This is a genomic window from Streptomyces sp. DH41 (assembly GCF_029813785.1).
In the GTDB taxonomy this organism is placed as follows: domain Bacteria; phylum Actinomycetota; class Actinomycetes; order Streptomycetales; family Streptomycetaceae; genus Streptomyces.
In genome coordinates this window covers 193,725-217,940 of record NZ_JARVKY010000010.1, presented here as the reverse complement: position 1 = coordinate 217,940, position 24,216 = coordinate 193,725, and the positions used below count along the sequence as shown (strand labels likewise).

At 72.0% G+C, this 24,216-nt stretch carries 24 protein-coding genes; 9 read left to right on the top strand and 15 right to left on the bottom strand.

From position 1 onward, the window contains the following. Nucleotides 1-200 precede the first annotated feature (200 nt). On the top strand, nt 201-1,535 hold the full coding sequence (locus QC283_RS18875; RefSeq protein WP_279562789.1) for a diaminopimelate decarboxylase: 1,335 nt from the start codon (nt 201-203) through the stop codon (nt 1,533-1,535). A gap of 143 nt (nt 1,536-1,678) precedes the next feature. Here the strand turns inward: QC283_RS18875 and QC283_RS18870 are convergent, their stop codons facing one another. After that, nucleotides 1,679-2,263: a hypothetical protein gene (locus QC283_RS18870; protein ID WP_279562725.1), complete on the bottom strand. Its 585-nt coding sequence runs from the start codon at nt 2,261-2,263 to the stop codon at nt 1,679-1,681. Between the two features lie 125 nt (nt 2,264-2,388). After that, entirely contained in the window at nt 2,389-3,231 is an 843-nt protein-coding gene (locus QC283_RS18865) for a MurR/RpiR family transcriptional regulator (RefSeq protein WP_279562724.1), read from the bottom strand. Nucleotides 3,232-3,481: 250 nt separating this feature from the next. Here QC283_RS18865 and QC283_RS18860 point away from each other — a divergent pair, with 250 nt between their 5' ends. Continuing rightward, nucleotides 3,482-5,200, top strand: a complete 1,719-nt coding sequence (locus QC283_RS18860; protein WP_279562723.1) for an LCP family protein — start codon at nt 3,482-3,484, stop codon at nt 5,198-5,200. Nucleotides 5,201-5,390: 190 nt separating this feature from the next. Next, a complete protein-coding gene (locus tag QC283_RS18855; RefSeq protein WP_279562722.1) occupies nt 5,391-5,825 on the top strand; it encodes a hypothetical protein in 435 nt (144 codons plus the stop codon). Nucleotides 5,826-6,263: 438 nt separating this feature from the next. Here the strand turns inward: QC283_RS18855 and QC283_RS18850 are convergent, their stop codons facing one another. After that, entirely contained in the window at nt 6,264-7,652 is a 1,389-nt protein-coding gene (locus tag QC283_RS18850; RefSeq protein ID WP_279562721.1) for a cystathionine beta-synthase, read from the bottom strand. A gap of 203 nt (nt 7,653-7,855) precedes the next feature. Between QC283_RS18850 and QC283_RS18845 the strand changes: the two genes are divergently transcribed. From QC283_RS18845 to QC283_RS18835, 3 genes are all read left to right on the top strand, one after another. Continuing rightward, nucleotides 7,856-8,878: an SGNH/GDSL hydrolase family protein gene (locus QC283_RS18845; protein ID WP_279562720.1), complete on the top strand. Its 1,023-nt coding sequence runs from the start codon at nt 7,856-7,858 to the stop codon at nt 8,876-8,878. A gap of 264 nt (nt 8,879-9,142) precedes the next feature. Then, complete coding sequence (locus tag QC283_RS18840) at nt 9,143-10,363, top strand: acetyl-CoA C-acetyltransferase (RefSeq protein WP_279562719.1); 1,221 nt, start codon at nt 9,143-9,145, stop codon at nt 10,361-10,363. Between the two features lie 283 nt (nt 10,364-10,646). Continuing rightward, nucleotides 10,647-11,465 carry a hypothetical protein gene (locus tag QC283_RS18835; protein ID WP_279562718.1) on the top strand — a complete coding sequence of 273 codons (819 nt, stop codon included), beginning with the start codon at nt 10,647-10,649 and terminating at the stop codon, nt 11,463-11,465. Nucleotides 11,466-11,508: 43 nt separating this feature from the next. Here QC283_RS18835 and QC283_RS18830 read toward each other — a convergent pair whose 3' ends face one another. Further along, nucleotides 11,509-11,790: a hypothetical protein gene (locus QC283_RS18830; protein WP_279562788.1), complete on the bottom strand. Its 282-nt coding sequence runs from the start codon at nt 11,788-11,790 to the stop codon at nt 11,509-11,511. A gap of 133 nt (nt 11,791-11,923) precedes the next feature. On the opposite strand from QC283_RS18830, the gene QC283_RS18825 reads away from it, so the two are divergent. Then, on the top strand, nt 11,924-12,154 hold the full coding sequence (locus tag QC283_RS18825) for a DUF4287 domain-containing protein (RefSeq protein WP_279562717.1): 231 nt from the start codon (nt 11,924-11,926) through the stop codon (nt 12,152-12,154). 103 nt (nt 12,155-12,257) lie between these two features. Here QC283_RS18825 and QC283_RS18820 read toward each other — a convergent pair whose 3' ends face one another. The 11 genes from QC283_RS18820 to QC283_RS18770 form a co-directional block, all read right to left on the bottom strand. After that, nucleotides 12,258-13,169 carry a Bax inhibitor-1/YccA family protein gene (locus QC283_RS18820; RefSeq protein WP_279562716.1) on the bottom strand — a complete coding sequence of 304 codons (912 nt, stop codon included), beginning with the start codon at nt 13,167-13,169 and terminating at the stop codon, nt 12,258-12,260. Between the two features lie 168 nt (nt 13,170-13,337). Next, nucleotides 13,338-14,531, bottom strand: coding sequence for a 4-hydroxybenzoate 3-monooxygenase (locus QC283_RS18815; protein WP_279562715.1), 1,194 nt, complete (start codon nt 14,529-14,531; stop codon nt 13,338-13,340). Between the two features lie 236 nt (nt 14,532-14,767). Continuing rightward, the gene (locus tag QC283_RS18810; protein ID WP_443032636.1) at nt 14,768-16,120 is read right to left on the bottom strand and encodes an ammonium transporter; all 1,353 of its coding nucleotides are present in this window, start codon (nt 16,118-16,120) and stop codon (nt 14,768-14,770) included. A 97-nt stretch (nt 16,121-16,217) separates the two neighbouring features. Continuing rightward, entirely contained in the window at nt 16,218-17,159 is a 942-nt protein-coding gene (locus tag QC283_RS18805) for an urease accessory protein UreD (RefSeq protein ID WP_279562714.1), read from the bottom strand. A 1-nt stretch (nt 17,160) separates the two neighbouring features. Beyond that, nucleotides 17,161-17,781: an urease accessory protein UreG gene (gene ureG / locus QC283_RS18800; protein WP_279562713.1), complete on the bottom strand. Its 621-nt coding sequence runs from the start codon at nt 17,779-17,781 to the stop codon at nt 17,161-17,163. A gap of 67 nt (nt 17,782-17,848) precedes the next feature. After that, entirely contained in the window at nt 17,849-18,640 is a 792-nt protein-coding gene (locus QC283_RS18795; protein WP_279562712.1) for an urease accessory protein UreF, read from the bottom strand. Nucleotides 18,641-18,648: 8 nt separating this feature from the next. After that, nucleotides 18,649-20,373 carry an urease subunit alpha gene (gene ureC / locus QC283_RS18790; protein WP_279562711.1) on the bottom strand — a complete coding sequence of 575 codons (1,725 nt, stop codon included), beginning with the start codon at nt 20,371-20,373 and terminating at the stop codon, nt 18,649-18,651. 1 nt (nt 20,374) lies between these two features. Further along, entirely contained in the window at nt 20,375-20,860 is a 486-nt protein-coding gene (locus tag QC283_RS18785; RefSeq protein ID WP_279562710.1) for an urease subunit beta, read from the bottom strand. After that, entirely contained in the window at nt 20,857-21,840 is a 984-nt protein-coding gene (locus QC283_RS18780) for a sirohydrochlorin chelatase (protein WP_279562709.1), read from the bottom strand. Before QC283_RS18780 ends, QC283_RS18785 begins: the two co-directional genes overlap by 4 nt. 3 nt (nt 21,841-21,843) lie before the next feature. Then, on the bottom strand, nt 21,844-22,149 hold the full coding sequence (locus QC283_RS18775) for an urease subunit gamma (protein WP_279562708.1): 306 nt from the start codon (nt 22,147-22,149) through the stop codon (nt 21,844-21,846). A 57-nt stretch (nt 22,150-22,206) separates the two neighbouring features. Beyond that, nucleotides 22,207-23,205, bottom strand: coding sequence for an urea transporter (locus QC283_RS18770; protein WP_279562707.1), 999 nt, complete (start codon nt 23,203-23,205; stop codon nt 22,207-22,209). 114 nt (nt 23,206-23,319) lie between these two features. On the opposite strand from QC283_RS18770, the gene QC283_RS18765 reads away from it, so the two are divergent. Both QC283_RS18765 and QC283_RS18760 read left to right on the top strand, forming a co-directional pair. After that, complete coding sequence (locus QC283_RS18765; protein WP_443032635.1) at nt 23,320-23,832, top strand: fluoride efflux transporter FluC; 513 nt, start codon at nt 23,320-23,322, stop codon at nt 23,830-23,832. After that, on the top strand, nt 23,829-24,203 hold the full coding sequence (locus QC283_RS18760) for a fluoride efflux transporter FluC (RefSeq protein ID WP_279562706.1): 375 nt from the start codon (nt 23,829-23,831) through the stop codon (nt 24,201-24,203). The genes QC283_RS18765 and QC283_RS18760 overlap by 4 nt, the downstream gene beginning before the upstream one ends. Nucleotides 24,204-24,216: the final 13 nt, after the last annotated feature.

Genomic DNA, 24,216 nt, shown 5'->3' with positions numbered 1-24,216 from the left:
TAGAGCTAGTCAATACGTCTCGTGTCCCGGCGCGGACGCGTCGCGGGTGTTTGGCTGGATGTGTGGGGCAGGCAGCGAGACGTACCGGCAGGCAACGAGGGACGGAGGGTCGCGTGAGCGACGGAACGAGCACGGGTGTCAGCGGTGGCCTCGGCGACACGGGCGCGCGGCCTGAGGAAGTCGCGCGGCGGGAGCGGGCCGTGCGGGCGGCCCGGCGGGACGAGGCCGTGCGGGCGGCCGTGGAGCAGGGGCTGCTCGGGCCCGACGCCCCGATCGTCGGGCTGCTGGACGTGGCCGGGATACGGGAGTCGGCGGCGGAGCTGCGGGCGGCGTTCGAGGCGGTGACGGCGCCCGGGACGTCCGTACTGCACGCCTTCGCGGTCAAGGCGACCCCGCTGGTCCCCGTGCTGCGGCTGCTGCACGGGGAGGGCATCGGCGCGGAGGTCGCGAGCCCGGGCGAGCTCGCGCTGGCACGGGCGGCGGGGGTGCCGTCGGAGCGGACGGTGCTGGACTCGCCCGCCAAGACGCCGGGCGAACTGCGGGAGGCGCTGGCCCTGGGCATCGCCGTCAACGCGGACAACCCGCAGGAGCTGGAGCGCGTCGACGCCCTGATGGCCGAGGGGGCGAGCGCCTCCCCGCTCGGCATGCGGGTCAACCCCCAGGTCGGCGGGGGCTCCATCGAGGCGCTGTCGACGGCGACGGCCACCTCGAAGTTCGGGGTGGCGCTGCGCGACGAGGGGGCGCGCGAGTGGGTGGTGCGGGCATATCTGGACCGGCCGTGGCTGACCCGGCTGCACGCGCACACCGGTTCCCAGGGCATCCCCCTGGCCCTGATGGCCGAGGGCGTGGCCGCGACGTACGCGCTCGCCGAGGAGATCAACGAGCGGGCCGGACGCCGGCAGGTGGACACGCTCGACATCGGCGGTGGGCTGCCGGTGAACTTCGCGTCGGACGAGACCACACCGACGTACGCCGAGTACGCGCGTGTGCTGCGCGAGGTGGTGCCGGGCCTGTTCGACGGGCGGTACGGGCTGGTCACCGAGTTCGGGCGGTCACTGCTGGCCAAGCACGGCACGGTGGTGGCGCGCGTGGAGTACGCCAAGAGCGCCGGGGGGCGGCCGGTCGCGGTGACGCACGCGGGCGTGCAGGTCGCGACGCGGACGGTGTACACGCCGGAGGCGTGGCCGCTGCGGATCTCCGCGTACGACGGCGAGGGGTCGCCGAAGGAGGGGCCGGACGTGGTGCAGGACGTGGCGGGGCCGGCGTGCTTCGCGGGGGACCTGCTGGCCGTGGGCCGGGCCATGCCGTTGCTGGAGCAGGGGGACTACGCGGCGGCGCTGGACACGGGGGCGTACTACTTCGCGCACCACTACGCGTACAACTCGCTCGCGCGTCCGGGGGTGTACGGGTTCGCAGCGGACGGTTCTGGCAACGTCGCCTTCGCGACCGTGCGGGAGGCCCAGTCGGTGGCGGAGATCGTGGCGGAGGCGGGCGGGGCGCACGCGGACGCGCTGACGTCCCCGTCCGGGTCATGACGCGGCCGAGGTGACGCCCCAGGGGCGCGGGGAACCACGCGGCCAGCCACGACGCGCCGGCCCTCGCACCGGCACCCGCCCCCGCGCCCGCCCTCGCACCGGCACCCGCCCCCGCACCCGCCCCCGCACCGGCACCCTCCGCGTCACACCGGCACCGCCGTCTTCCGCCTCGCCCCGCCCGGCGCGGCGTCGCCCGCCGCGATGCCGGTGCCGCGGTAGGCGCGGACGGCCTTGCCCGCCGGGCGGCCGGCACCGTGGGCGAGCCAGTCGACGCGGACCCACAGGAGGGCGTCCTCGGCCTGTTCACGGCGGCCGATCCAGGCGGACTTCAGCCACAGTCCGGCGCCGCAGCCCGCCATCAGCAGCCCGGCGGCGGCGGGCACGGCGAAGGCGCTGCCCAGGGCGGCGAGGAAGGCGAGGAGCAGCCACCAGCGGTGGCCCCGGCGCCAGTTGCGCAGGGTCACCCCGCGGTCCTGGAGTACGTCGTGCTTGCCGGCGTGGGCGGCCGAGCGGGCCAGGGCCGTGTACCGCCCGCGCCGCACGGGCGCGACGACCGCCGCCGCGAGGATGAACAGCGCGGCGCCCGCCAGGACGCCGATCCGGCGACCGGTCAGTCCCGGCACCAGCACCCCGATGCCCGTCGCGAATACGCCCAGCCACCACAGCGGTGCCGCCCCCGCCCGTACGACGACGGCGACCCGAGCCAGTCCCTGTCCTCCGCGCGCCACGTCCGGCCTCCTCTTCCGTTCTGCTTCCGCAATGCGTCTGAAGGGTGTGCGGCGAGGCAGGCTAACGGGAGAAGGTGAGACGAGTCTGAGAAGAAGGGGCGGGCCGCCTGGGCCGGCACCTCGCCTCAGTCCACGAAGAGGCCCCGCGCCGCCGCCTTGGTGTCGAACTCCTCCAGCCGGGCCTGGGCGTCCGGCAGGTCGTCGCACATGACCTCGAGCAGCGCCCGGCCGAGCAGCATCGGCGCGCAGGCGGTGTCGAAGGCGAGGCCGGTGCCGACGGCGGCGGGCAGCAGCAGGTCGGAGATCTTGGCGACCGGCGCGAAGGCCGAGTCGGCGACGGTCACCACCGTGAGCCCCGCCTCCTTGGCGTGGGCGAGCGCGTCGACGACCTCGCGCGGATGGCGGGGAAGGGCGAAGCAGAGCAGGGCCGTCGCGCCCGCCCGGACCGCGGCGTCGATGCGGTCGTGGAGCATCGTGCCGCCCTCGCCCAGCAGCCGCACGTCCGGGTGGACCTTGGCGGCGAAGTAGGCGAAGCCGTGCGCCTGGGCAGCCGCCGCCCGCAGCCCGAGGACCGGCAGGGGCCGGCTGGCGGCGAGGGTCCGGCCCGCCTCCCGCACCGGTCCGGGGTCGGCCAGCGCCTCCGCCAGGTGGCGCAGGTTCTCGATCTCGGCCGCCACGGCCTGCTGGTACTCGTTGAGCGAGCCGGTGTCCGCCGCCGCTTCCGCGGGGGCGACCTCGCGCAGATGGCGGCGCAGCGCCGGGTACCCGTCGAAGCCGAGGGCGACGGCGAAGCGGGTCACGGACGGCTGGCTGACTCCGGCCAGCTCGGCCAGTTCCACGCTCGACAGGAAGGGCACGTCGGCGGCCCGCCGCACCATGCTGTGCGCGATGCGTCGCTGGGTCGGCGTCAGCCGGTGCCCCTCGAAGAGCGCCTGGAGGCGCGCGGCAGGGCTCTCGGTGCCGCTCATGACGTGACTCTCCCCTCGGCCCCTCGGCCTATTCACCCGTCGCAAAGCCTGCATGCCGTTATACAGGCGAACGCGGAATCGCGCTGTTCACGCGTCACGACGGGCGGAGGTCACCGCCCAGTTCGTTCTTCTTGGTTCCGTCACAGTCGTCACCGCATCCGCACGAGCCGGATAGCCTAACGCGTCGAACAAAAGAGCGCCTTGAGAACAGGCGGCCCGCACGGGTATCCGACGGAGGACTGGAACCATCATGGACGGGCAGAGTCGTGGGCAGGCGGACGGGACCGATCCTGCCGACCAGTGGTTACTCAATCCTGAAACCGGCGATTACGAACTGCGGCTGGACAGTTCCCCGGAGCAGCCCGAGACGCCCCGCCCCCGCAGCGCCCCCCACGCCGGTTCCACCGGCCCCGGCCCGGGCCGCGTCCCCCGCCAGCGCGGCCGCCGCGCCGCTCCCACCCCCGCCCCCGCTTCCGCCCCCGCTCCGGACCACGGGAGCAACTCCGGCCGCCGCAAGCGCAAGCAGAAGAAGAGCGCCAAGAAGAAGGCGCTGATGTGGACGGGAGGCGCCCTCGGCCTGGTCCTCGTCGGCGGTTCGGCTTTCGCCTACTACTGGTACGACCGCCTCGACGGCAACATCGACACCGTCGACATCGGTGACGTGGGCAGTGACACGGTCCTGAAGGACGGGCCGGTCAACATCCTGATCATCGGCAACGACGTCCGCACCGGCGAGGGCAACGAGAAATACGGCAACCGGGACAACGTCACCGGCCACGCCGACACGACGCTCCTCTTCCACGTGGCCGAGGACCGGAGCAACGCGACCGTGATGAGCATTCCACGCGACCTCATGATCATGATCCCGGACTGCACGGCCAAGCAGCCCGACGGTTCGGCCAAGGACATCCCCGGCTCGACGGTCCCCACCAAGTTCAACGAGTCCTTCGGCGTGAACGGCCGTGACCCGGGCTGCACCATGCTCACGGTCGAGCAGATCACCGGCCTCGAGGTCGACCACTTCATGATGTTCGACTTCAACGCGGTCAAGACGCTGTCCACCGCGGTCGGCGGCGTCGAGGTGTGCCTGGAGAAGCCCATCAAGGACCTGGAGGGCGGCTCCGGACTCGATCTGCCGAAGGGGCCGAGCACGCTCGAGGGTGAGGACGCGCTCTCCTTCCTCCGCAACCGGCACGGCCTGAAGAACGAGAGCGACCTGGACCGGATCGAGATGCAGCAGAAGTTCGTCGCGTCGATGATCCGCCAGCTCAAGGGCACACTGGACAGCCCGTCGAAGATGCTCGACATCGCCGACGCGGCCACCGACTCCCTCACCGTGGACAAGGCCATAGGAAGCCCCAGCAAGCTGCTCACCCTCGCCAAGGGACTCAGCAAGATCAACCTGAAGAACATCACCCTGATGACCGTGCCGGTGAAGGACAACCCGGCCGAGCCCGTACCCGTCACCGTCGTCCTGGACCCGGTCAAGGCCCCGAAGGTCTTCAGCATGCTGCAGAACGACGTCTCCTTCACCGAAGTGAAGAAGAAGGAGAAGGACGCCAAGGACAAGCAGGCCGCACTCCTCAAGGGGCCGCGCGCCGAAGCGTCCGGCATACGCGTCGACGTCCTCAACGGCGGCGGACCGCAGGGTGCCGCGCAGGACACCCTGGCATGGCTGCAGACCAGCGAGGGGGTGCCCAGGGCCACGAACAAGGGCAACGCCCCGGCCGACGTCGACAAGACGCGGCTGGAGTACGCCCCGAACCAGGCCGATCAGGCCCGCAAGCTCGCCGACCTGATGGGCCTGCCCGCCTCGGCCCTGAAGCCCGGCACGACGGACGCCGCTGACACGGAGCCGATGACGCTCACCCTCGGCCCCGACTTCAAGGAGGCCGGCGTCCCCGTCGCCCCACCGAAGAAGGTGGACGTCGACCAGTCCCGCGCCGACGAGAAGATGTGCGGGGAGTAGCCCGGCCGCTCAGCGCCGGAGGGCTTCGACGGGTCGGATGGCGGGCGGCAGGGGGAAGGCCGGGCGCGGGCGCGGGGCCTCGGACGTCGGTGGTGGCCAGTGGCGGGTGACGGGCAGGACCGCCAGCCCCCGGGCCGATAGGGGGGTTGGCCCCAGTGTCTCCCGAGTCCTGTCTGCCTACGTTGGGGGCATGACGGGAATGGACGGGCGGGAGACCGACCTGAAGAAGGAACTCGACGCCACCCTGCAGACCCGCAGGGAGCTGGGCGAGGAGTACGAGGCCGCGCTGGTCGACTCGTTCCTGGAGAAGGTCGACCAGCGCATCGACGGAACGGTGGAGCGCCGGGTGCGCCGGCAGCTCGCCGAGCAGCAGATGACGGCGGCCCGGGACAGCCGTTCGCCGAAGCCCATGGACTCCTTCGGCGAGCGCTTCGGCTTCGGCATCGTGTCGCTGGTCCTGGCGATCCCGCTGTCCGCGATCGGCGGCGGCGTCGGCGACCTCCCCGGGCTGCTGGTCGCCTGGGCCGGAATCGTCGGGGTCAACGTCGTCCAGGTGGCCCGGACCAACCCCGGCCTCTTCGGGCGACGCCGCCGCGCCGACAGGGACGACGCCTGGGAGAACTGAGGCGGGCGCGGGAGAAGACCGCGCGGGGACCGCCGCACCCCCATCGCTGGGGGGCGGGACGATGGCGGTCCCCGCGGTGGACGCGCGGTGCCGGGCCTCACGGCCGGGGCGGCGCGTCCGTGGCGTCCTTGGAGGTCCGGGAGCCGCTCCGGAAGGTCCTTGACGCCGTTCGGTGCCGGCGGGGCGGGGAGCCCTTCCCAGTGCTGAACGCCTGGGAGGCACCCTCGCCTCCCCTGCCGACAACCGCTACTCTGCCGGGCCCGTGTTAAGCGTGTGCTGCGCCGACGTGACGTGCGCGTACCACTTCCGCGAAGTCCGCGAAGATCGTCGGGTGCCTCGACGCCGGTGGCACAACGGTGGGTTCACCCGGCGTTCACCGCGGGTCCCCGCAGCCCCGCCACTTCTCCGGCCACGTCCCTCGTTTCCCGCCGCTTCCCGCTACTTCCCGCTCTTGGCGAGGAAGGACAGCAGGTCCTGACGGCTCACCACACCGGTCGGCTTGCCCTCGACGAGGACGATCGCCGCGTCCGCCGTACCGAGCACCGACATCAGGTCCGCGACCGGCTCGCCGGAGCCGACCTGCGGCAGCGGGGCCGACACGTGCTTCTCCAGCGGGTCCTCCAGCGAGGCGCGCTTGGCGAACAGGGCGTCCAGCAGCTCGCGTTCCACGACCGAGCCGACGACCTCGGCGGCCATCACGTCCGGGTGGCCGGCGCCGGGCTTGACGATCGGCATCTGCGAGACGCCGTACTCGCGCAGCACCTCGATGGCCTCGCCGACCGTCTCGTCCGGGTGCATGTGGACGAGGGAGGGGATGTGGCCGCCCTCCTTGTGGTTCAGGACGTCGGCGACGCGCGCGCTGGGTCCGGCGTCCTCCAGGAAGCCGTAGTCGGCCATCCACTCGTCGTTGAAGATCTTGCTGAGGTAGCCGCGCCCGCTGTCCGGGAGGAGTACGACGACCACGTCGTCCTCGCCGAGCCGCTCGGCGACGCGCAGCGCCGCGACGACGGCCATGCCGCAGGAGCCGCCCACCAGCAGGCCCTCCTCCTTGGCGAGGCGGCGGGTCATCTGGAAGGAGTCCTTGTCAGATACGGCGACGATCTCGTCGGCGACGTCCCGGTCGTACGCCGTCGGCCAGAAGTCCTCGCCGACGCCCTCGACGAGGTAGGGGCGTCCGGAGCCGCCGGAGTACACCGAGCCCTCGGGGTCGGCGCCAACCACCCTGACCGCGCCGTCGCTGATCTCCTTCAGGTACCGGCCGGTGCCGGAGATGGTGCCGCCGGTGCCGACGCCGGTGACGAAGTGGGTGATCTTCCCTTCCGTCTGCTCCCACAGCTCGGGGCCGGTCGAGTGGTAGTGGGAGAGCGGGTTGTGCGGGTTGGAGTACTGGTCCGGCTTCCAGGCGTCCGGCGTCTCGCGGACCAGGCGGTCGGAGACGTTGTAGTAGGAGTCCGGGTGCTCGGGGTCGACGGCCGTCGGGCAGACGACCACCTCGGCGCCGTACGCGCGCAGCACGTTGATCTTGTCGGTGGACACCTTGTCAGGGCAGACGAAGATGCACTTGTAGCCCTTCTGCTGGGCCACGATCGCGAGGCCCACGCCCGTGTTGCCGCTGGTCGGCTCGACGATCGTGCCGCCGGGCCGCAGGGCTCCGCTCTCCTCCGCGGCCTCGATCATGCGCAGGGCGATGCGGTCCTTCACGGAGCCGCCCGGGTTGAAGTACTCCACCTTGGCCAGGACGGTCGCCCTGATGCCCTTGGTCACGCTGTTGAGCCGCACCAGCGGGGTGTTGCCGACGAGGCTGATCATCGAGTCGTGGAAATGCACCGTGGTCTCCGGATGCTGCAAAAGAGGTGGTCGTTATCGGTTCGGCCAGCCTATGGCCTGGCGGCGGGAATCCGCCGGGCAAGCCGACGTCCCGCCGGCCCGCTCCCTACCCCGTGACGGTCGTTCACACCCCGTTGAGATTGGGCGACCGTCCGTACGGGGCAAGCACTGGGTGTACGGGTTGGAGGAGGTGGCGGCGACGTATGACGAGTATGTCGAGGGCGAGGGTGGCCCGGCGGATCGCGGCCGGCGCGGCGTACGGCGGCGGCGGCATCGGGCTGGCCGGTGCGGCCACGGTCGGTCTGCTGCTGGCGGAGGTGCAGCTGGCCAGGCGCCGGGTGGGTGTCGGCGGACCCGAACGGGTGCCGAACGCGCGGGGGCTGTACGGCGACTCGCTGCCGACCGTCGGTGGGCCGCCCCTGCGGCTGATGATGCTGGGCGACTCCACGGCGGCCGGGCAGGGTGTGCGCCGGGCCGGGCAGACGCCGGGGGCGCTGCTGGCGTCGGGGCTCGCGGCGGTGGCGGAGCGGCCGGTGGAGCTGGGGTCGGTCGCGGCGCCGGGGGCCTGTTCGGACGACCTGGACCGGCAGGTGGCGCTGGTGCTCGCGGATCCGGGCCTGGTGCCCGACATCTGCGTGATCATGATCGGGGCGAACGACGTCACGCACCGGATGCCGCCCACCCGTTCGGTCCGGTACCTGTCGGGGGCGGTACGGCGGCTGCGCACGGCCGGCGCGGAGGTGGTCGTCGGCACCTGTCCGGACCTGGGCACCATCGAGCGGGTGCGGCAGCCGCTGCGCTGGGTGGCCCGGCGGGCCTCGCGGCAGCTGGCGGCGGCGCAGACGATCGGCGCGGTGGAGCAGGGCGGGCGCACGGTCTCACTGGGTGATCTGCTGGGGCCGGAGTTCGCGCAGAACCCGCGGGAGCTGTTCGGCCCCGACAACTACCACCCCTCCGCCGAGGGGTACGCCACGGCCGCGATGGCGGTACTGCCGTCGGTGTGCGCCGCGCTCGGCCTGTGGCCGGCCGACGAGGAGCGTCCCGACGCGCTGCGCCGCGAGGGCTTCCTGCCGGTGGCGCGGGCGGCGGCCGAGGCCGCGTCGGAGGCGGGCACGGAGGTCGCGGCGGCGATGCCCACGGGGCCGCGGGGGCCTTGGGCGCTGCTCAAGCGCCGGCGGCGGCGCCGGGTGGCGGAGACGGAACCCACCAGCCCGTCCGGCGTCTGAGGACGAGGCCGTCCGGACCGAAGCGGGTCCTGGGGGCGCACCCCCCAGGAACACCCGCCCTCAGCGTCTACCGCAAGCACCCGCCCTGAGCGCCGCCCTGAGCGCCCCGCGCACAACCTCCGCATACGGGACCGCCCGAGCGCCGGGGCAAAAGCAAGCGCTTAGAAAGTTGCGGTCCATGTCACACCCCCGCACCCGTGACCCAGGCCATACGTCCGGGTAACTTCCCCAGCAGCCGCCCCTTCTCATGCCACTGGAGCCGTGATGCCCGAAGCCGTGATCGTCTCAGCCGCCCGCTCCCCCATCGGCCGCGCCTTCAAGGGCTCCCTCAAGGACCTGCGCCCCGACGACATCGCCGCCACGATCATCCAGGCCGCCCTCGCCAAGGTCCCCGAGCTGGACCCCCGGGACATCGACGACCTGATGCTCGGCTGCGGCCTGCCCGGCGGCGAGCAGGGCAACAACCTCGGCCGGATCGTCGCCGTCGAGATGGGCATGGACCACCTGCCCGGCTGCACCGTCACCCGGTACTGCTCCTCGTCCCTGCAGACCTCCCGCATGGCCCTGCACGCCATCAAGGCCGGCGAGGGCGACGTCTTCATCTCGGCCGGCGTCGAGATGGTCTCCCGGTTCGCCAAGGGCAACTCCGACAGCCTGCCGGACACCCGCAACCCCCTCTTCGCCGAGGCCGAGGCGCGCACCGCCGAGGTCGCCCAGCAGGAGGGCACCACCTGGCACGACCCGCGCGAGGACGGCCTCGTCCCCGACCCGTACATCGCGATGGGCCAGACCGCCGAGAACCTCGCCCGCGCCAAGGGCGTCACCCGGCAGGACATGGACGAGTTCGGCGTCCGCTCGCAGAACCTCGCCGAGGAGGCCATCAAGAACGGCTTCTGGGAGCGCGAGATCACCCCGGTCACGCTGCCGGACGGCACGGTGGTCTCCAAGGACGACGGCCCCCGCGCCGGCGTCACCCTGGAGGGCGTCCAGGGCCTCAAGCCCGTCTTCCGTCCCGACGGCCTGGTCACCGCCGGCAACTGCTGCCCGCTCAACGACGGCGCCGCCGCCCTCGTGATCATGAGCGACACCAAGGCCCGTGAGCTGGGCCTGACCCCGCTCGCCCGCATCGTCTCCACCGGCGTCTCCGGCCTCTCCCCCGAGATCATGGGCCTGGGCCCGGTCGAGGCGAGCAAGCAGGCGCTGTCCCGCGCCGGGCTGACCATCGACGACATCGACCTGGCCGAGATCAACGAGGCGTTCGCCGCGCAGGTCATCCCCTCCTACCGCGAGCTGGGCATCCCGCTGGAGAAGCTGAACGTCAACGGCGGCGCCATCGCCGTCGGCCACCCCTTCGGCATGACCGGCGCCCGCATCACCGGCACGCTCATCAACTCCCTCCAGTGGCACGACAAGCAGTTCGGCCTGGAGACCATGTGTGTCGGCGGCGGCCAGGGCATGGCCATGGTCATCGAGCGCCTGAGCTGACATCACCGAGGGACCGTCAGTAGTCCCCTGCGGACCCCCCGTGACACCACGGCCCGGAACCCCGCTCGCCCCAGGGTTCCGGGCCGTTTTGTGACCCAATCTGCCCCAGGATGTGACCTACCTCTCCAGACCCCTTGATTTACGCAGGTCAGACCAGCCACACCCCCACCGTCCAGGCCCAAAGTCCTGTCCGTTTCGTGACGTTACGCACTGACAGACGGTTAGTCCTCCCTTCAAGCTGATGTAGGAAGTCGGGGGTCGACTTTGAACCGGGAGTACGTCAGTGAGCGCCATGCCGATCGCCCTGCTGCTCACCACGGCCGCCACCGGCGCCGTGGGCGTCGCCGTCCTGCGCAGCATTCTGGTGCTGCGCCGCCAGGTGGCGGCGCTGCGCGCCGAGCTGGCCGAGAGCCGCGCCGCGTCGACGCGGGGCCGGGTACCCGCCGCCCGCGGCGGCGCGGACGCCGAGGAGATACGCGCCGCCGTCGCGGAGGCGCTCGCCGAGGAGCGCGAGCGGGAGCTCGCCGAGGCGCGGGCCTTCTGGGCGGCCCAGGACTCCCGGGACGCCTCGGACGCGCCCCTGCTGCTCGGCCTGTCCGACAGCGAGCTGTTCCTGCCCCGCCAGGCCGACCTCGTGGGCCTGGAGCCGGTGGCGGAGCCCGGTACGGACACCGGCGAACCGTCCGCGGTGGACGCGGTGGACGCGGTGGACGCGGGCCCCAGGGAGTCCGCCGAGCTGGCCGCCGCCCGCCGCCGGCACCCCTCGCACCCGGACTTCGTACCGAACCCGGCACCGGCCGTGGGCGACCACGAGCGCACCGTCGCCACCCTCGAGGAACTGGCCGAGTCGAGCGTCGCGCTGGCGGACGTCCGTCCGGGCCCGCTGGGCACGCTGGACGTGTACGTCTTCGCCGACGGCACCACCCTGTGCATGACCCCGGGACACCGCGAGACCGCGGAGCGCCTGGCCGCCGCGCTGGGCGCGGGCAGGACGCCGTACCTGCTCGGCGGTTCGGGGATCTCCGGCGCCTACACGCTGACCTTCGCCTGCGGCGAGGAGAACGTGTACATCCTGGCGGACCGCGTCATCGCGTCCCTCTAGTCACGCCGGTCACGCCTCTGGTCACGCCGGTGGTCGGGGGCGATCAGACCCCGGCCCGCTTGCGGGCCTCCTCCACCAGCCCCACCGCCTGTTCCACCTGACCCTCGTCCGTCAGTACGAGGGCCAGATCGTGCGCGGCGACGACGATCTGGTCGGCGGCGGCGAACATCCCCGCGTCCGGCATCTCGCGCGGCTCCGTCCCCGGTTCCTCCACGAGCTGGGCGCGCCGGGCCAGCTCCCTGGCCAGCTCCAGCGCCTCGGCGGCGGCCCCGCGTTGCAGCCTGCTCTGCGGGGCGGCCCGCAACCGGTCGGCGAAGTCGTCCACGGCTCGGGTCAAAGGCGTCGTATCAACCACGGCGCGAGCGTACGCGCCCCTCCGGGACTGTTGCCAACGGGCAAACGCTCAGGCACGGTGACCTGAAGGACCGGCTTACATACCCTTTCGCCCGGAGGCGCCGATGTCCCACGTCTTCTCCGAGGAGACCCATCGCAACATGCTCGCCCGCATCCCCCAGTGCACCGGTCGTGAGATCTCCGACTGGCTGCGCGCCGTCGAGGACGGCCCCTCCCTCTTCCGCTTCGAGGAGAAGGTCAGCTGGCTCCGTCACGAACACGACCTCGCGTACGGCCACGCGAAGGCGATCATCCACGAGTACGACCTGAGAAGGGCCGCGCGCAAGCTGCGCTAGAAGCGCCGGCCTGCCTGACGACGACGAAGGGCCCCGGGCTCGAAGCCCGGGGCCCTTCGTGTGCCGGCCGTCACCGACCGTCGCCGGTCAGCGGCGGACGTCGCTAGTCGTTGCTGTTCAGGATCGCGATCAGCCGCAGGAACTCCAGGTACAGCCACACCAGCGTCAGCGTGAGACCGAAGGCGGCGAGCCAGGCCTCCTCGCGCGGGGCGCCGTAGGCCAGGCCGTCCTCGACCTGCTTGAAGTCCATGGCCAGGAAGCAGGCGCCGAGGATGACGCCGACGATGCCGAAGACGACACCGAGGGTGCCACTGCGGAAGCCGAGGCCGTCACCGCCGCCGAAGACGGCGAACAGCAGGTTCACCATCATCAGGAAGACGAAGCCGAGCGCGGCCGCCATCACGAAGCCGTAGAAACGGCGGTTGACGCGGATCCAGCCGGCCTTGTACGCGATCAGCACACCGGCGAAGACCGCCATCGTGCCGATCACGGCCTGCATGGCCGCGCCGTCGGCGATGCGGTTGTCGACGACGCTGGAGATGACGCCGAGGAAGACACCCTCGAACGCCGCGTACGTCAGGATCAGCGCCGGCGAGGCCTTGCGCTTGAAGGACTGGACGAGCGCCAGGACCATGCCGACGAGCGCGGCACCGACACCGACACCGATGGAACGGCCGATGTTGGCGTCGTCCACGGGCAGCAGCGCCCAGGCGAGCGCGGCCGTCACCACGAGCACGCCGAGCGTGCTCGCCGTCCGGATGACGACGTCGTCCATCGTCATGCGGCCGGTGGTGGCCGGCGCCTGCGGCGGCGCGCCGTACTGCTGGTCCTGCTGGGCGTACGGGTTCTGCGCGTAGGGGTTGCCGGCGGGCTGGGCGTACGGAGCGCCCTGCGCGTACGGGTTGCCCTGCGTGGCGACGGCGGGGCCCCCGGCCTGCGGCGCGGCGTTGAAGCCCGCGTAGCCGTTGTCGCGGCTGAACCCCCGTCGCGAGAAGACCGGGTTTCTGCTCCTCATTTCACTCCTCCATGGCCACACGACGCAGCCTTGGCTCAAGAGTAATAGAACGGCAAAGGAATGACCCTACTGCTTGGGGAGGATCTTTCCCTGCTCCTGCCGGACAACACGCTACGCGGATCCGTGATTCCCCTCACCGGCGGGGCAGGCGGGCGGCCGGGTGCCCGTTCACCCGATCGGGAAACCGGTGTAGGCCTCGGCCAGGTCGGTCTCGGCGGCGCGGGAGGAGGCGATCCGGTCGAGCCGGGCGAGCTGGAGCCGGTTCTCGAAGGGGGTGGCGTCGGGGGCGCGGTGCAGGAGGGTCGTCATGTCGTACGAGAAGCGCTCGGCCTGCCAGACGCGGCGCAGGCAGGTCTCGGAGTAGGCGTCGAGGAGGTCGTCGGAGCCGGTCTCCGTGCGGTGGGCCAGCGCGCGGGCGAAGGTGACGACGTCCCCGACGGCGAGGTTGAGGCCCTTGGCACCGGTGGGCGGCACGATGTGCGCGGCGTCGCCGGCCAGGAAGAGGCGGCCGTGCCGCATGGGCTCGTGGACGTAGGAGCGCATGGGGGTGACGGACTTCTGGGTGATCGGGCCCCGGTGCAGGACCCAGTCGTCGTCGGTCTCGAAGCGGCGTTCCAGCTCGGCCCAGATCTCCTCGTCGCTCCAGCTCTCGGCGTCCGTGTCGGCGGGCACCTGGAGGTAGAGGCGGGAGACGGACGGGGAGCGCATGGAGAGCAGGGCGAAGCCGCGGTCGTGGCGGGCGTAGACCAGTTCGTCGTGCGAGGGGGCGACGTCGGCGAGGATGCCGAGCCAGCCGAAGGGGTATGTCCGTTCGAAGATGCGGACCGGTCCGGCCGGGACCGCCGCCCGGGCCACGCCCCAGAAGCCGTCGCAGCCGACGACGTAGTCGCATTCCAGGACCTCCTCCGTGCCCTCCGCGCCCTCGGCGCCGCCACGCCGGAAGCGGACGCGCGGGTGGTCGGTCTCCGCGCCCTCCACGGCCAGCGCCTCGGCCTCGAACAGCAGCGGTCCGCCGTCCTTCAGCTGGAGGGCGATGAGGTCCTTGCAGACCTCGGTCTGGGCGTAGACCATGACGGACCTGCCGCCGGTGAGCGCGGGGAAGTCGACGCGGTGGCGCCGCTTGGCGAACCTCAGCTCGATGCCGTCGTGGGGCAGGCCCTCGCGGTCCATCCGCTCCCCGGCCCCGGCCGCGCGCAGGACGTCCACGGTGCCCTGCTCCAGGATTCCGGCGCGCTGCCGCCGCTCGACGTAGGCACGGTCGCGGCTCTCCAGGACGACCGAGTCGATCCCGGCGTTGTGGAGCAGCCGGGCGAGGAGGAGTCCGGCGGGGCCGGCCCCGATGATGCCGACGGTGGTGCGCATCGGTCGTTCCCTTCGATTGGCGTCGTTGCCGTCACGGTGGGCGGTGAGCTTCACTCACCGCGCCCTGTTGTTCGCGTGGTGAAATTTCTTTCACCGTCGCTGCGCAGAGTTTCGGTCCACCGCGCGCGGCTGTCAACGGGTCCGCGACGCGTCCTCGAAGATCGTGTGACGCCAGGGACATGCGAGGGACGGGCCGGCGGCGGCCTCCGGGGTCGCACCGCCGGCGCCCGGTCCCCTCAGCCCTCCCGGCGGTCCCGCAGCAGCCGCTGGATCTCGGCCAGTGTCTCCCGGTCGGGGCCCCGGTCGCCGCCCGCGAGGGCGTCCAGGCGTTCGGCGGTGCGGAAGTCGTAGGCGCGTTCCTCGTCCTCACCCGGTACGGCGTCGTACGTCTCCTCGTCGGCGAAACCGACGACGACGTCCACGAGCTTGGCGAGGATCCAGGTCAGGACGAAGGAGAACGCGGCCACGGCGAGGATGGCGACGATCTGCTTCCAGAGCAGGGAGCCGCCGCCCCCGTAGAAGAGACCCTTCTTGCCGCTGACCTCGGCCGTGGCGAACAGGCCGACCATGATCAGGCCGACCAGGCCGCCCGCGCCGTGCACACCGACCACGTCGAGGGTGTCGTCGACGTTCAGCCGGTACTTCAGGGTGATGGCGTACGCGCAGACGGCGCCGGCGACGAGTCCGGTCACCAGCGCGCCGGTGGGGTCGATCTCGCCGCAGGCCGGGGTGATGGCCACCATGCCGGCCACGGCCGCCGAGCCCACGCCCATCATGGTGACCCGCCGGGTACGCCAGTACTCCACCAGCGGCCAGGTGACCATCGCGCCGGCCGCGCCGAGCTGGGTGTTGATGAAGGCCGTGGCGGCGGTGCCGGTGTCGCGGACGGCCGACCCGGCGTTGAAGGCCAGCCAGCCGAACCAGAGCAGCGCCACACCGATCATGACCAGGGGGATGTTGTTGGGCCTCGGCTCCTTGCGCCGGAAGTCCGCCGGTCCTCGGATGACCAGGGCGGCGGCCAGCCCGGCGATGCCGGAGTTGAGCTCCACCGGCAGGCCGCCGGCGAAGTCCAGCGCGCCCAGGTGTTGGGTGATCCAGCCGTTCTCCGTGTCGAAGACCCAGTGCGCGATCGGCACGTACACGATCAGCAGCCACAGCGCCGAGAAGACCAGCCACCCCCGCATCTTGACCCGGCCGGCGATGGAACCGCTGATCAGCGCCACCGTGACGATGGCGAAGCCCATCTGGAAGGTGGCGTACACGTAGGTCGGGATGGACCCGGACAGGGTGTTCGGATCGATGCCGCGCAGGAAGGCGTGGTCGAGGTTCCCGATGAGGCCGGCGCCTCCGACGTCCGGGCCGAAGGCGAGTGAGTACCCGACGATGTACCAGAGGATGGTCACGAAGCACAGCGAGGCGAAGCTCATCTTGAGCATCACCAGGATGTGCTTGGTGCGGACCATGCCGCCGTAGAAGAAGGCGAGGGCGGGGGTCATCAGCAGCACCATGGCCGCCGCAGCCAGCATCCAGGCGGTGTCGCCGGAGTCGTAGGCGGGCGGCATGGGGGCGGGCGCGGTGATCACGGACATGGTCTCCTGGACGCGGGGGCGGAGGCGAGGGCGGAGGCGGGGCGCGGCTGTCGGCTGTCGGCTGTCGGCTGTCGGCTGTCGGACTACGGTTTACGGCTCACGCTTTACGCAGGTCAGGTGCGGGATGGCCGGTGAGCAGCCGGCGTACGGCGTCCCACGCGGCCCGGACGGCGTCGGTGACCCGGGGCTCCTCGTGGCCGAGAACGCGCACCCAGGCCCCGCAGTCGTCCGGGAGGACACTCGCCCCGTGCAGCACCTCACGGTCCGCCAGGGACTCGTGCAGGGCGTCGGCGATCTCCGTGGCGGGGCACCGGCCGCTCACCACGAACAGGGAGGCGACGTGGTCGTGCCCGGCGAAGACCCCCGGGCCGTTCACCCCGCCGTGCCGCTCGGGCACGAGCCGCAGCGTGTCCACGGCCAGCAGGGTGCCGTCGGGCCGGCGGATCTCCAGGTCACCGGTGAGGGCGGTGTAGGCGTGGCGCTCGCCGCGGGCGATCCGGCCCGCGGTGACCGTCTCGCCGTAGACGACCGTGGCGTCCTCGTCGACGGTGAGCACGACGTTCTGGTGGAACCGCGCCCCCTGGAAGGGGATCAGCGGGTCGGGCAGGTACTCGACGTAGGAGCCCTCGGCGGCGGTCAGGCGGACCACCTGCGTCGCGTAGTCCTGCTCCATCCGGTAGAGCTTGGTGGCCGCCTGTGTGGTGAAGAGCGCCTGGGTGCCCGGACCGCACCGCAGGTCCTGGCGGTAGCGGTCGGCCTGGGCGACGCCGCCGCCCGTGGCCATCACGTAGGTGAAGGCCATGCCGGGCAGCGCCGGGTCGACGTAGAGCGGACGCATGATCTCCAGCGGCGACTTCTGGTACCGCTCGACCAGCTCGGTGCGCTCGCCCCGGCGGACGAACCCCAGGTCGAGGATGCCGACCTTGGCCGGTGAGCCCGGGCCGAGCGTCTCGGGCGCGGCCGAGAAGGCCGACAGCTCCGGTGGGATCCGGACGGGCTCGTAGTGCTCCGGCGCGAGGCGGTCGCGGACGGCCGGCATGTCAGATCAGGACCTTGCGCCGGGACTCGAGGAAGGCGAGGACCTCGTCGACGCCCTTGCCGGTCAGGCAGTCGGTGAGCACCACCGGCCCGTCACCGCGCACCCGGTGGGCGTCGGACTCCATGACGCCGATGTCGGTCCGCACGTACTGGGCGATGTCGATCTTGTTGATGACCAGCAGGTCGGAGTCGGTGATGCCCGGCCCCCGCTTGCGCGGCATCTTCTCCCCCTCGGCGGTGTCCAGGACGAAGACGAACACGTCGACCAGGGCCGGGCTGAAGGTGAGCGTCAGGTTGTCGCCGCCGCTCTCGTAGAGGAGGACGTCGACGTCGGGGCAGCGTTCCAGCATCTCCGCGCCCGCCGCCAGGTTCATCGTCGGGTCGTCGCGGACGGCGGTGTGCGGGCAGGCACCCGTCTCGACGCCCACCACGCGGTCGCCGTCCAGCACGCCGTCGAGCGTGCGGCGGATGTGCTGGGCGTCCTCCTGGGTGTAGATGTCGTTGGTGATCACGGCGGGCCGGTGGCCCTGCTGGATCAGGATCGGGACGAGGGCCTCGATGAGGGCGGTCTTCCCCGATCCGACGGGTCCGCCGATCCCCACGCGCAGTACGTTGTCTCGCATTCCTCTTCCTCTCTCTTCTTCCTTCGGTCGCCGGCCGTCGCGGCCGGCGGATGGAGACCGCCGGCGGTCAGCTGGCGAACAGACGGGCTTCCGCCCGCTCGTGACGGGCCGACATGACGTCGGCCGCGAAGGTGGTCGCCCCGAGGTCGCCGGGGCCGCGGGCCAGTGCCTCGCGGGTGGTCTCCTCGATCACCGGGGCCGTCCGCCGCAGCAGGCCCTGGGCCAGCCGGTGGTCGGTCAGCCTCAGCCTCAGCGCCGCTCCGGTGAAGCTGGCGCAGAACGCGAACAGGTCGGCGGCGACGGCCTGCCGCACCGGCACCCCGGTCGCCGCGTACACGACCCCCGCGGCGACGGCCTGGGTACCGGGGGCCAGGCGGTCCGTCACCGTTCGGTGGTAGCGGCTGATGCCGGGCGTGCCGAACACCTCGGCGGCGAGGTCCAGCAGCTGGCGCCCGGTACGGGTCGCCGCCTGCCGCATCTCGCGGCCCAGCTTCGTCGCGTGCAGCCGGCGGTCCGTCGCGGCCACCGTGTCCCAGTCGTCCGCCGCGGCGGCCCGGTGGGCCAGGGCCAGCGCGGTGGCGTCGGAGGGGCCGACGCCGTGCCGCAGGACGTCGTGGAGCAGCACGGCGAGGGAGTCCTGATCGACCGCGCCCTGCTGTACGAAGCCCTCCAGGCTGTGGGACAGGGTGTAGAACCCGCTGGGGAACGCCGAGTCGGTCAGCTGGAGGCTGACGAGGAGATGCCTCAGGTCGTGGCCCGGTGTGTGCGGCGGTTCGTGGCCCGGTGTGTGCGGCAGGTCGTGCACCAGGCGCGTGTCCGGCGTCCCGAGGGCAGCCGCTTCCTTCTCGTCGCGGTACATGGGGGCGGTCAGGTCAGGAAGAACAGCTGGTTGAGAGGCAGCTTCTGGGCCGGTTCGATGGTCGCGACCTTGCCGTCCACCGTGACCTTGTACGTCTCCGGGTCCACCTCGATCTCCGGCAGGACGTCGTTGCGGACCATGTTGTGCTTGCCGATCGTGCGGGTCTTGAGCACCGGAAGGACCTGCCGCTCCAGCCCGAGCTTCTCGGGCACCCCGGCCGCGATGCCGGCCTGGGACATGAAGGTGACGTGCGTCGACTGCATGGCGCGTCCGACCTGGCCGAAGGACGGCCGGTAGTAGACGGGCTGCGGGGTGGGCAGCGAGGCGTTCGGGTCGCCCATCTGCGCCCAGGAGACGATGCCGCCCTTGATGACCATCTTGGGCTTGGCCCCGAAGGAGTGCATCGGCCACAGCACGATGTCCGCCAGCTTGCCCGCCTCCAGCGATCCGACGTAGTCCGATACGCCGCAGGCGATGGCCGGGTTGATGGTGGCCTTGGCCAGGTAGCGCAGGACGCGCTGGTTGTCGTTGCGGTCGGAGTCCTCGGGCAGCGGGCCGAAGGCCTCCTTGCACACGTGCGCGATCTGGAAGGCGCGGGTGACGGACTCGCCGATCCGGCCCATGGCCTGGGAGTCGGACGAGATCATGCTGATGATGCCCCGGTCGTGCAGGACCGTCTCGGCGGCGATGGTCTCCGCCCGCACCCGGCTGTCGGCGAAGGACACGTCCTCGGGGATGTCGTGACTGAGGTGGTGGCACACCATCACCATGTCGAGCAGTTCGTCCACGGAGTTCTTCGTGTACGGCAGCGTCGGGTTGGTGGAGGACGGCAGGACGTTCGGCTCGCCGGTGACCCGCAGGATGTCGGGGGCGTGGCCGCCGCCCGCGCCCTCGCTGTGGAAGGTGTGGATCGTGCGGCCGTCGATCGCGGACCGGGTGTCCTCGAAGAAGCCGCCCTCGTTGAGGGTGTCGGTGTGGATGGCGACCTGGACGTCGTGGCGGTCGGCGACGGCGAGCGCGTTGTCGATGACGGCGGGGGTGGCGCCCCAGTCCTCGTGGACCTTGAGCGCGGCGGCGCCCGCCTCGATCTGCTCGTCCAGCGCGGCGGGGAGGCTGCCGTTGCCCTTGGCCATGATGCCGATGTTGACCGGCAGGTCCTCGGCCGCCTCCAGCATGCGGGCCATGTTGTAGGGGCCGGGCGTGCAGGTCGTGCCGTTGGTCCCGTCCGTCGGCCCGGTGCCGCCGCCGAAGAGGGTGGTGATGCCGTTGCTGAGCGCCTGCTGGCACTGCTGGGGCGAGATGAAGTGGACGTGCGAGTCCAACGCCCCGGCGGTGGCGATCAGGTGCTCGCCGGCGATGACCTCCGTGCCGGTGCCGACGACGAGCCGGGGGTCGACGGCGTCCTGCGTCTGCGGGTTGCCGGACTTGCCGATGCCCGCGATGAACCCGTCCTTGACGCCGATGTCGCACTTGACCACGCCGATCACCGGATCCATGACCACGACGTTGGTGATGACGAGGTCGAGGGCGCCCTGCGCGGCGGTGGCCTGCGGGTCCGAGGCCATGCCGTCACGCATGGTCTTGCCGCCGCCGTAGACCACCTCGTCGCCGTACGAGCCCTCGCGGACGTCCTTCTCGACCTCGACGACGAGGTTGGTGTCGGCCAGCCGGAACCGGTCGCCCACCGTGGGACCGAACAGGTCGGCGTACTGCTTGCGGGAAAGGGTCGGCATGTCAGTGGGATCCCTTCTTCTTGGACTTCTTGGCGCCGCCGTTGTCCGGGCCGCCCTCCTCCTGCCGGCCGCCCTTCCGCCTCGGGCCGCCCTCCTGCTCCGCATCGGCCGCGCCGCCCGCTCCCCGGAACCCGCGTTGCAGCGCCCGGCCGACGGCCTCCACCCGGGCGGGGTGCGACTTGACACTGCCGTTGAGAAGGCCGCTGAAGCCGGTGAGGCGCCCGGTGCCCGCGTAGGCGCACAGCTCGACCTCACGGGTGCCGCCGGGCTCGAAGCGGACGGCGGTGCCGGCGGCGATGTTGAGGTGCATGCCGAGCGTGGCGTTCCGGTCGAACTCGAGGGCGGAGTTCGCCTCGAAGAAGTGGTAGTCCGAACCGACCTGGACCGCCCGGTCGCCGGTGTTGCGGACCGTGACCTTGAGGGTCCGCCGGCCGACGTTGATCTCGATCGGGTCGTCGCCGTACTGGTATCGAGGGGGGAGTGTCATCGAAGGCTCCTGCTGGATGAGAGGACAGGGGTGGCGATGGCCGGGGAGGCGGTGGCCGGGGAGGCGGTGGCCGGGACACCGGACGGGCCCTGGGCGTCGCGCCCGCCGTGGGAGTGGGCGTGATCGCCCGGACCATGGGCATCCCGGCCGTCATGGGAGTGGGCATGATCGCCCGGACCGTGGGCATCCCGGCCGTCATGGGTGTGGGCGTGATCGCCCGGATCATGGCTGTGGCCGCCCGGCCCGTGACTGTGGCCGCCCGGACCGTGGCTGTGGGAGTGCCCGTGGGCGTCCGCCGCGGTGAGGCCTCGGGACAGGCCGTCGTCGGCGTGTGCCTCACGTCGGTGCCAGGCCGCGTCGACACGCGCACGGAGTACGCCCGCCACCGCGGACGCCGTCAGGAGTGGCCCGCCGGGCTCGCAGTGTCCGGGGTCCGGCACCCGCGGGGTCTCCCAGGCGGCCGGGAGCAGGACGACGCGCTCCGCGCCGAGGGCACGGCAGCGCCGTACGCCTTCGGCCGGGTCCGGATCGCCTCCGGTGAGGGCCACCTCGACCGTGCGGTGCCGCCCGTACTGCCGCACCAGACGCGCGATCCGGAAGAGGTCCGCGTCGACGAAGGGGTCGCCGGACGGAGCGGTGACCAGGAGCGCGCTGGTCCCGGGCACCCGCGTGGCCGCCGCCCGGAGCCAGCCGGTCAGGTGCTCCGCGGTGCCGAAGGGCTCGGCCAGCACGGTCCCGGCGCGTTCGTGCGCGGACAGGCCCAGCAGGGTGCGGGCGGCGTCGGCGACCAACTCCGGGTCGCGGCCCAGGGTCATCGGCACCACGCAGACGGGTTCGCCGCGGGCGCGCGAGAGGCGGACGCGCCGGAACAGCTCGCGGCCACCGGTCACGAGGGCCACCCGGGGATCCAGCAGACCGCGTAGGGCGTGCCCGCCGCCGCTCTCGTGACCGCGGACGGCGACCACCTCACCCGTGCGCACGGATCAGCCGCCGACCGGGTCGTGACAGGAGACGAGCTTGTTGCCGTCGTCGAAGGTCGCCTCCACCTGGAGCAGCGGCAGCATCTCCCGCACGCCCGGCATGGTCTGTGCCTCGCCGACCACCTGCCGGCCCAGTTCCATGCAGTCGGCGACGGACTTGCCGTCCCTGGCGGCTTCGAGGATGGCCTCGGTGATGAGCGCCACCGACTCGCTGTAGTTGAGCTGGAGACCGCGGTCCCGGCGTTTGCGGGCCAGGTCCGCCACGACGTAGACGATCAGCTTGTCGATCTCTCGGGGGGCCAGGTTCATGGGGACTGCCTTCCTCGGTCACGCGTACGCGCGACGCGGTCGTGGGCGGGCCGGGTCTCAGGAGTCGTCGGCGCGCACGGTGATGCGTGACAGGACGGGCACGGCCGCCAGCAGCGCCCAGGTGGTGATGTTGAACGGCCAGGTGAAGGTGTGACTGCCGAAGTCCTCGAACAGCACCGACAGGGAGGCCGTCAGGCCGGTGCTGGCGGCGGCGGCCAGCACCGTGTAGGCGTGGTTCCAGGGGGTGGGGCGCAGCAGGACGACGCCGAACGCGAGGCTCGTCAGGACCGCGTTGTAGCCGTAGATCCCCTCGCCGATCAGTGCGGCCGGGGCGCCGAGCGCCCATGCCGTGAGGATCCCGACGACGCTGCCCAGCACGGTGAACAGCCCCACCCGCCACCCGGCGAGGAAGAGACCGACCAGCATGATCAGGCCGACGTACCAGGTCTCGACGAAGAAGATCTGGGAGATGTTCGAGAAGAAGCCCTGCCACAGGTCCGTCCAGCTGACGTCGGGGCTCTTGGGAGTGGCGGGGGTGACCGCCGACTCGGGGGTTCCGTGCCAGACGCGCTCGAAGGAGGGGGCGCCCAGGACCATCACCAGGGAGACCAGGCAGAACGGCCCGGTGAAGGCCTTCAGCCCGAAGGGACGCAGCAGGTTGCCGAGGGCGGCGGTCACCAGGGTGCACATCACGGCCGCGCTCACGGCCATGACGTAGGTCGAGGGGTGGTGGCCGAGGTACACCACCATGGCGATGCCGCCCAGCACGCCGCAGTAGGTCATCAGCCCCTGTACGACGGAGTCGTGCGGTACGGCGAGAAGCCGTGCGGTCAGCGTGGAGACCACCGCTCCGATGGTGGCGAAGAGGCCGATCTCCCAGCCCGCCACCCAGAGGGCCACGAGGATCACCAGCGAGGCCCATACGCTCGCCTGGAAGTCCACCTGGCCCACGCCGCGCAGCGCGCCGAGCGCCGTCTCCTTCCACGAGTGCGATGGCGCCACCGGACCCGACGCCGACGGTGACTCGGGGGCGTTCCCAAGTGGCTGAGAGGCCACGCTGACTCCTTCACGGTCCGTCACGACTTGGCCCCTGAAGGGCCGTCGACCGGGTGCGAGGCTGTCGTCGTTCCGCGCGGAGCCGCTTGATCGATCGCCAGCTAGTGTGACGATATGCATCTTTTTGGCGATATGCACCTCCACCGTCATCCGGATCACGCGGGCGGCTCGACGGGGCCCGTGGTCGCCGCGGTGGCGGTGGGCGGAGCGGTCGGCGCCCTCCTGCGCCACGGCGCCTCCCGCCTGTGGCCCAACGGCAGTGACGCCGCCCTGCTGTGGCGGACCGGCGAGGCCGCCTTCCCCTGGACGACCCTGCTGATCAACGTGGTCGGCTGCTTCCTCATGGGAGTGCTCACCGTCGCGCTCAAGGAGCGGTTCACCCGTGCGCCCCGCCTGCTGAACCCCCTGCTCGGCACGGGCGTCCTCGGCGGCTTCACCACGTTCTCGTCCTACACCGACGACACCCGGCGGCTGTTCGAGAACGACCAGCCGGGCGCCGCCGTGGGCAACCTCCTGCTGACGGTGGCGGGAGCCCTGGCCGCGGTCGTCCTGGGCGTGCTCCTGGCCCGCCTGCTGCTGACGCGCCCCCGGAGCGCGCGGGCCCGGCAGGACGGTGGTTCCCGATGACCGACTGGCTGCTGGTCCTGGCGGGCGGAGCGGTCGGCGCGCCGGCCCGCTATCTGATCGGAACGGCGGCCCGGGAGCACCTGCGGTCCGCCTTCCACTGGGGCACGTTCCTCGCCAACATGGCCGCTGCCCTGCTGCTGGGCTTTCTCGTCGAGGCGGGCACCGAGGGAGCGCTCGGCCGGTCCGGGCAGGCCCTGCTGTCCACGGGCTTCTGCGGTGCCCTGTCCACCTGGTCGACGTTCTCCAACGAGGTCCACTCCATGGCCGGCGCCCGGCACGTCGCCGGCGCCGCCGGCTACGTGTTCGTGACGGTCGCCCTCGGCCTCGGTCTGTCGTTCGCGGGCATGGCGGTCGCCCAGGCCCTGTGGTGATCCCGGCCGTCAC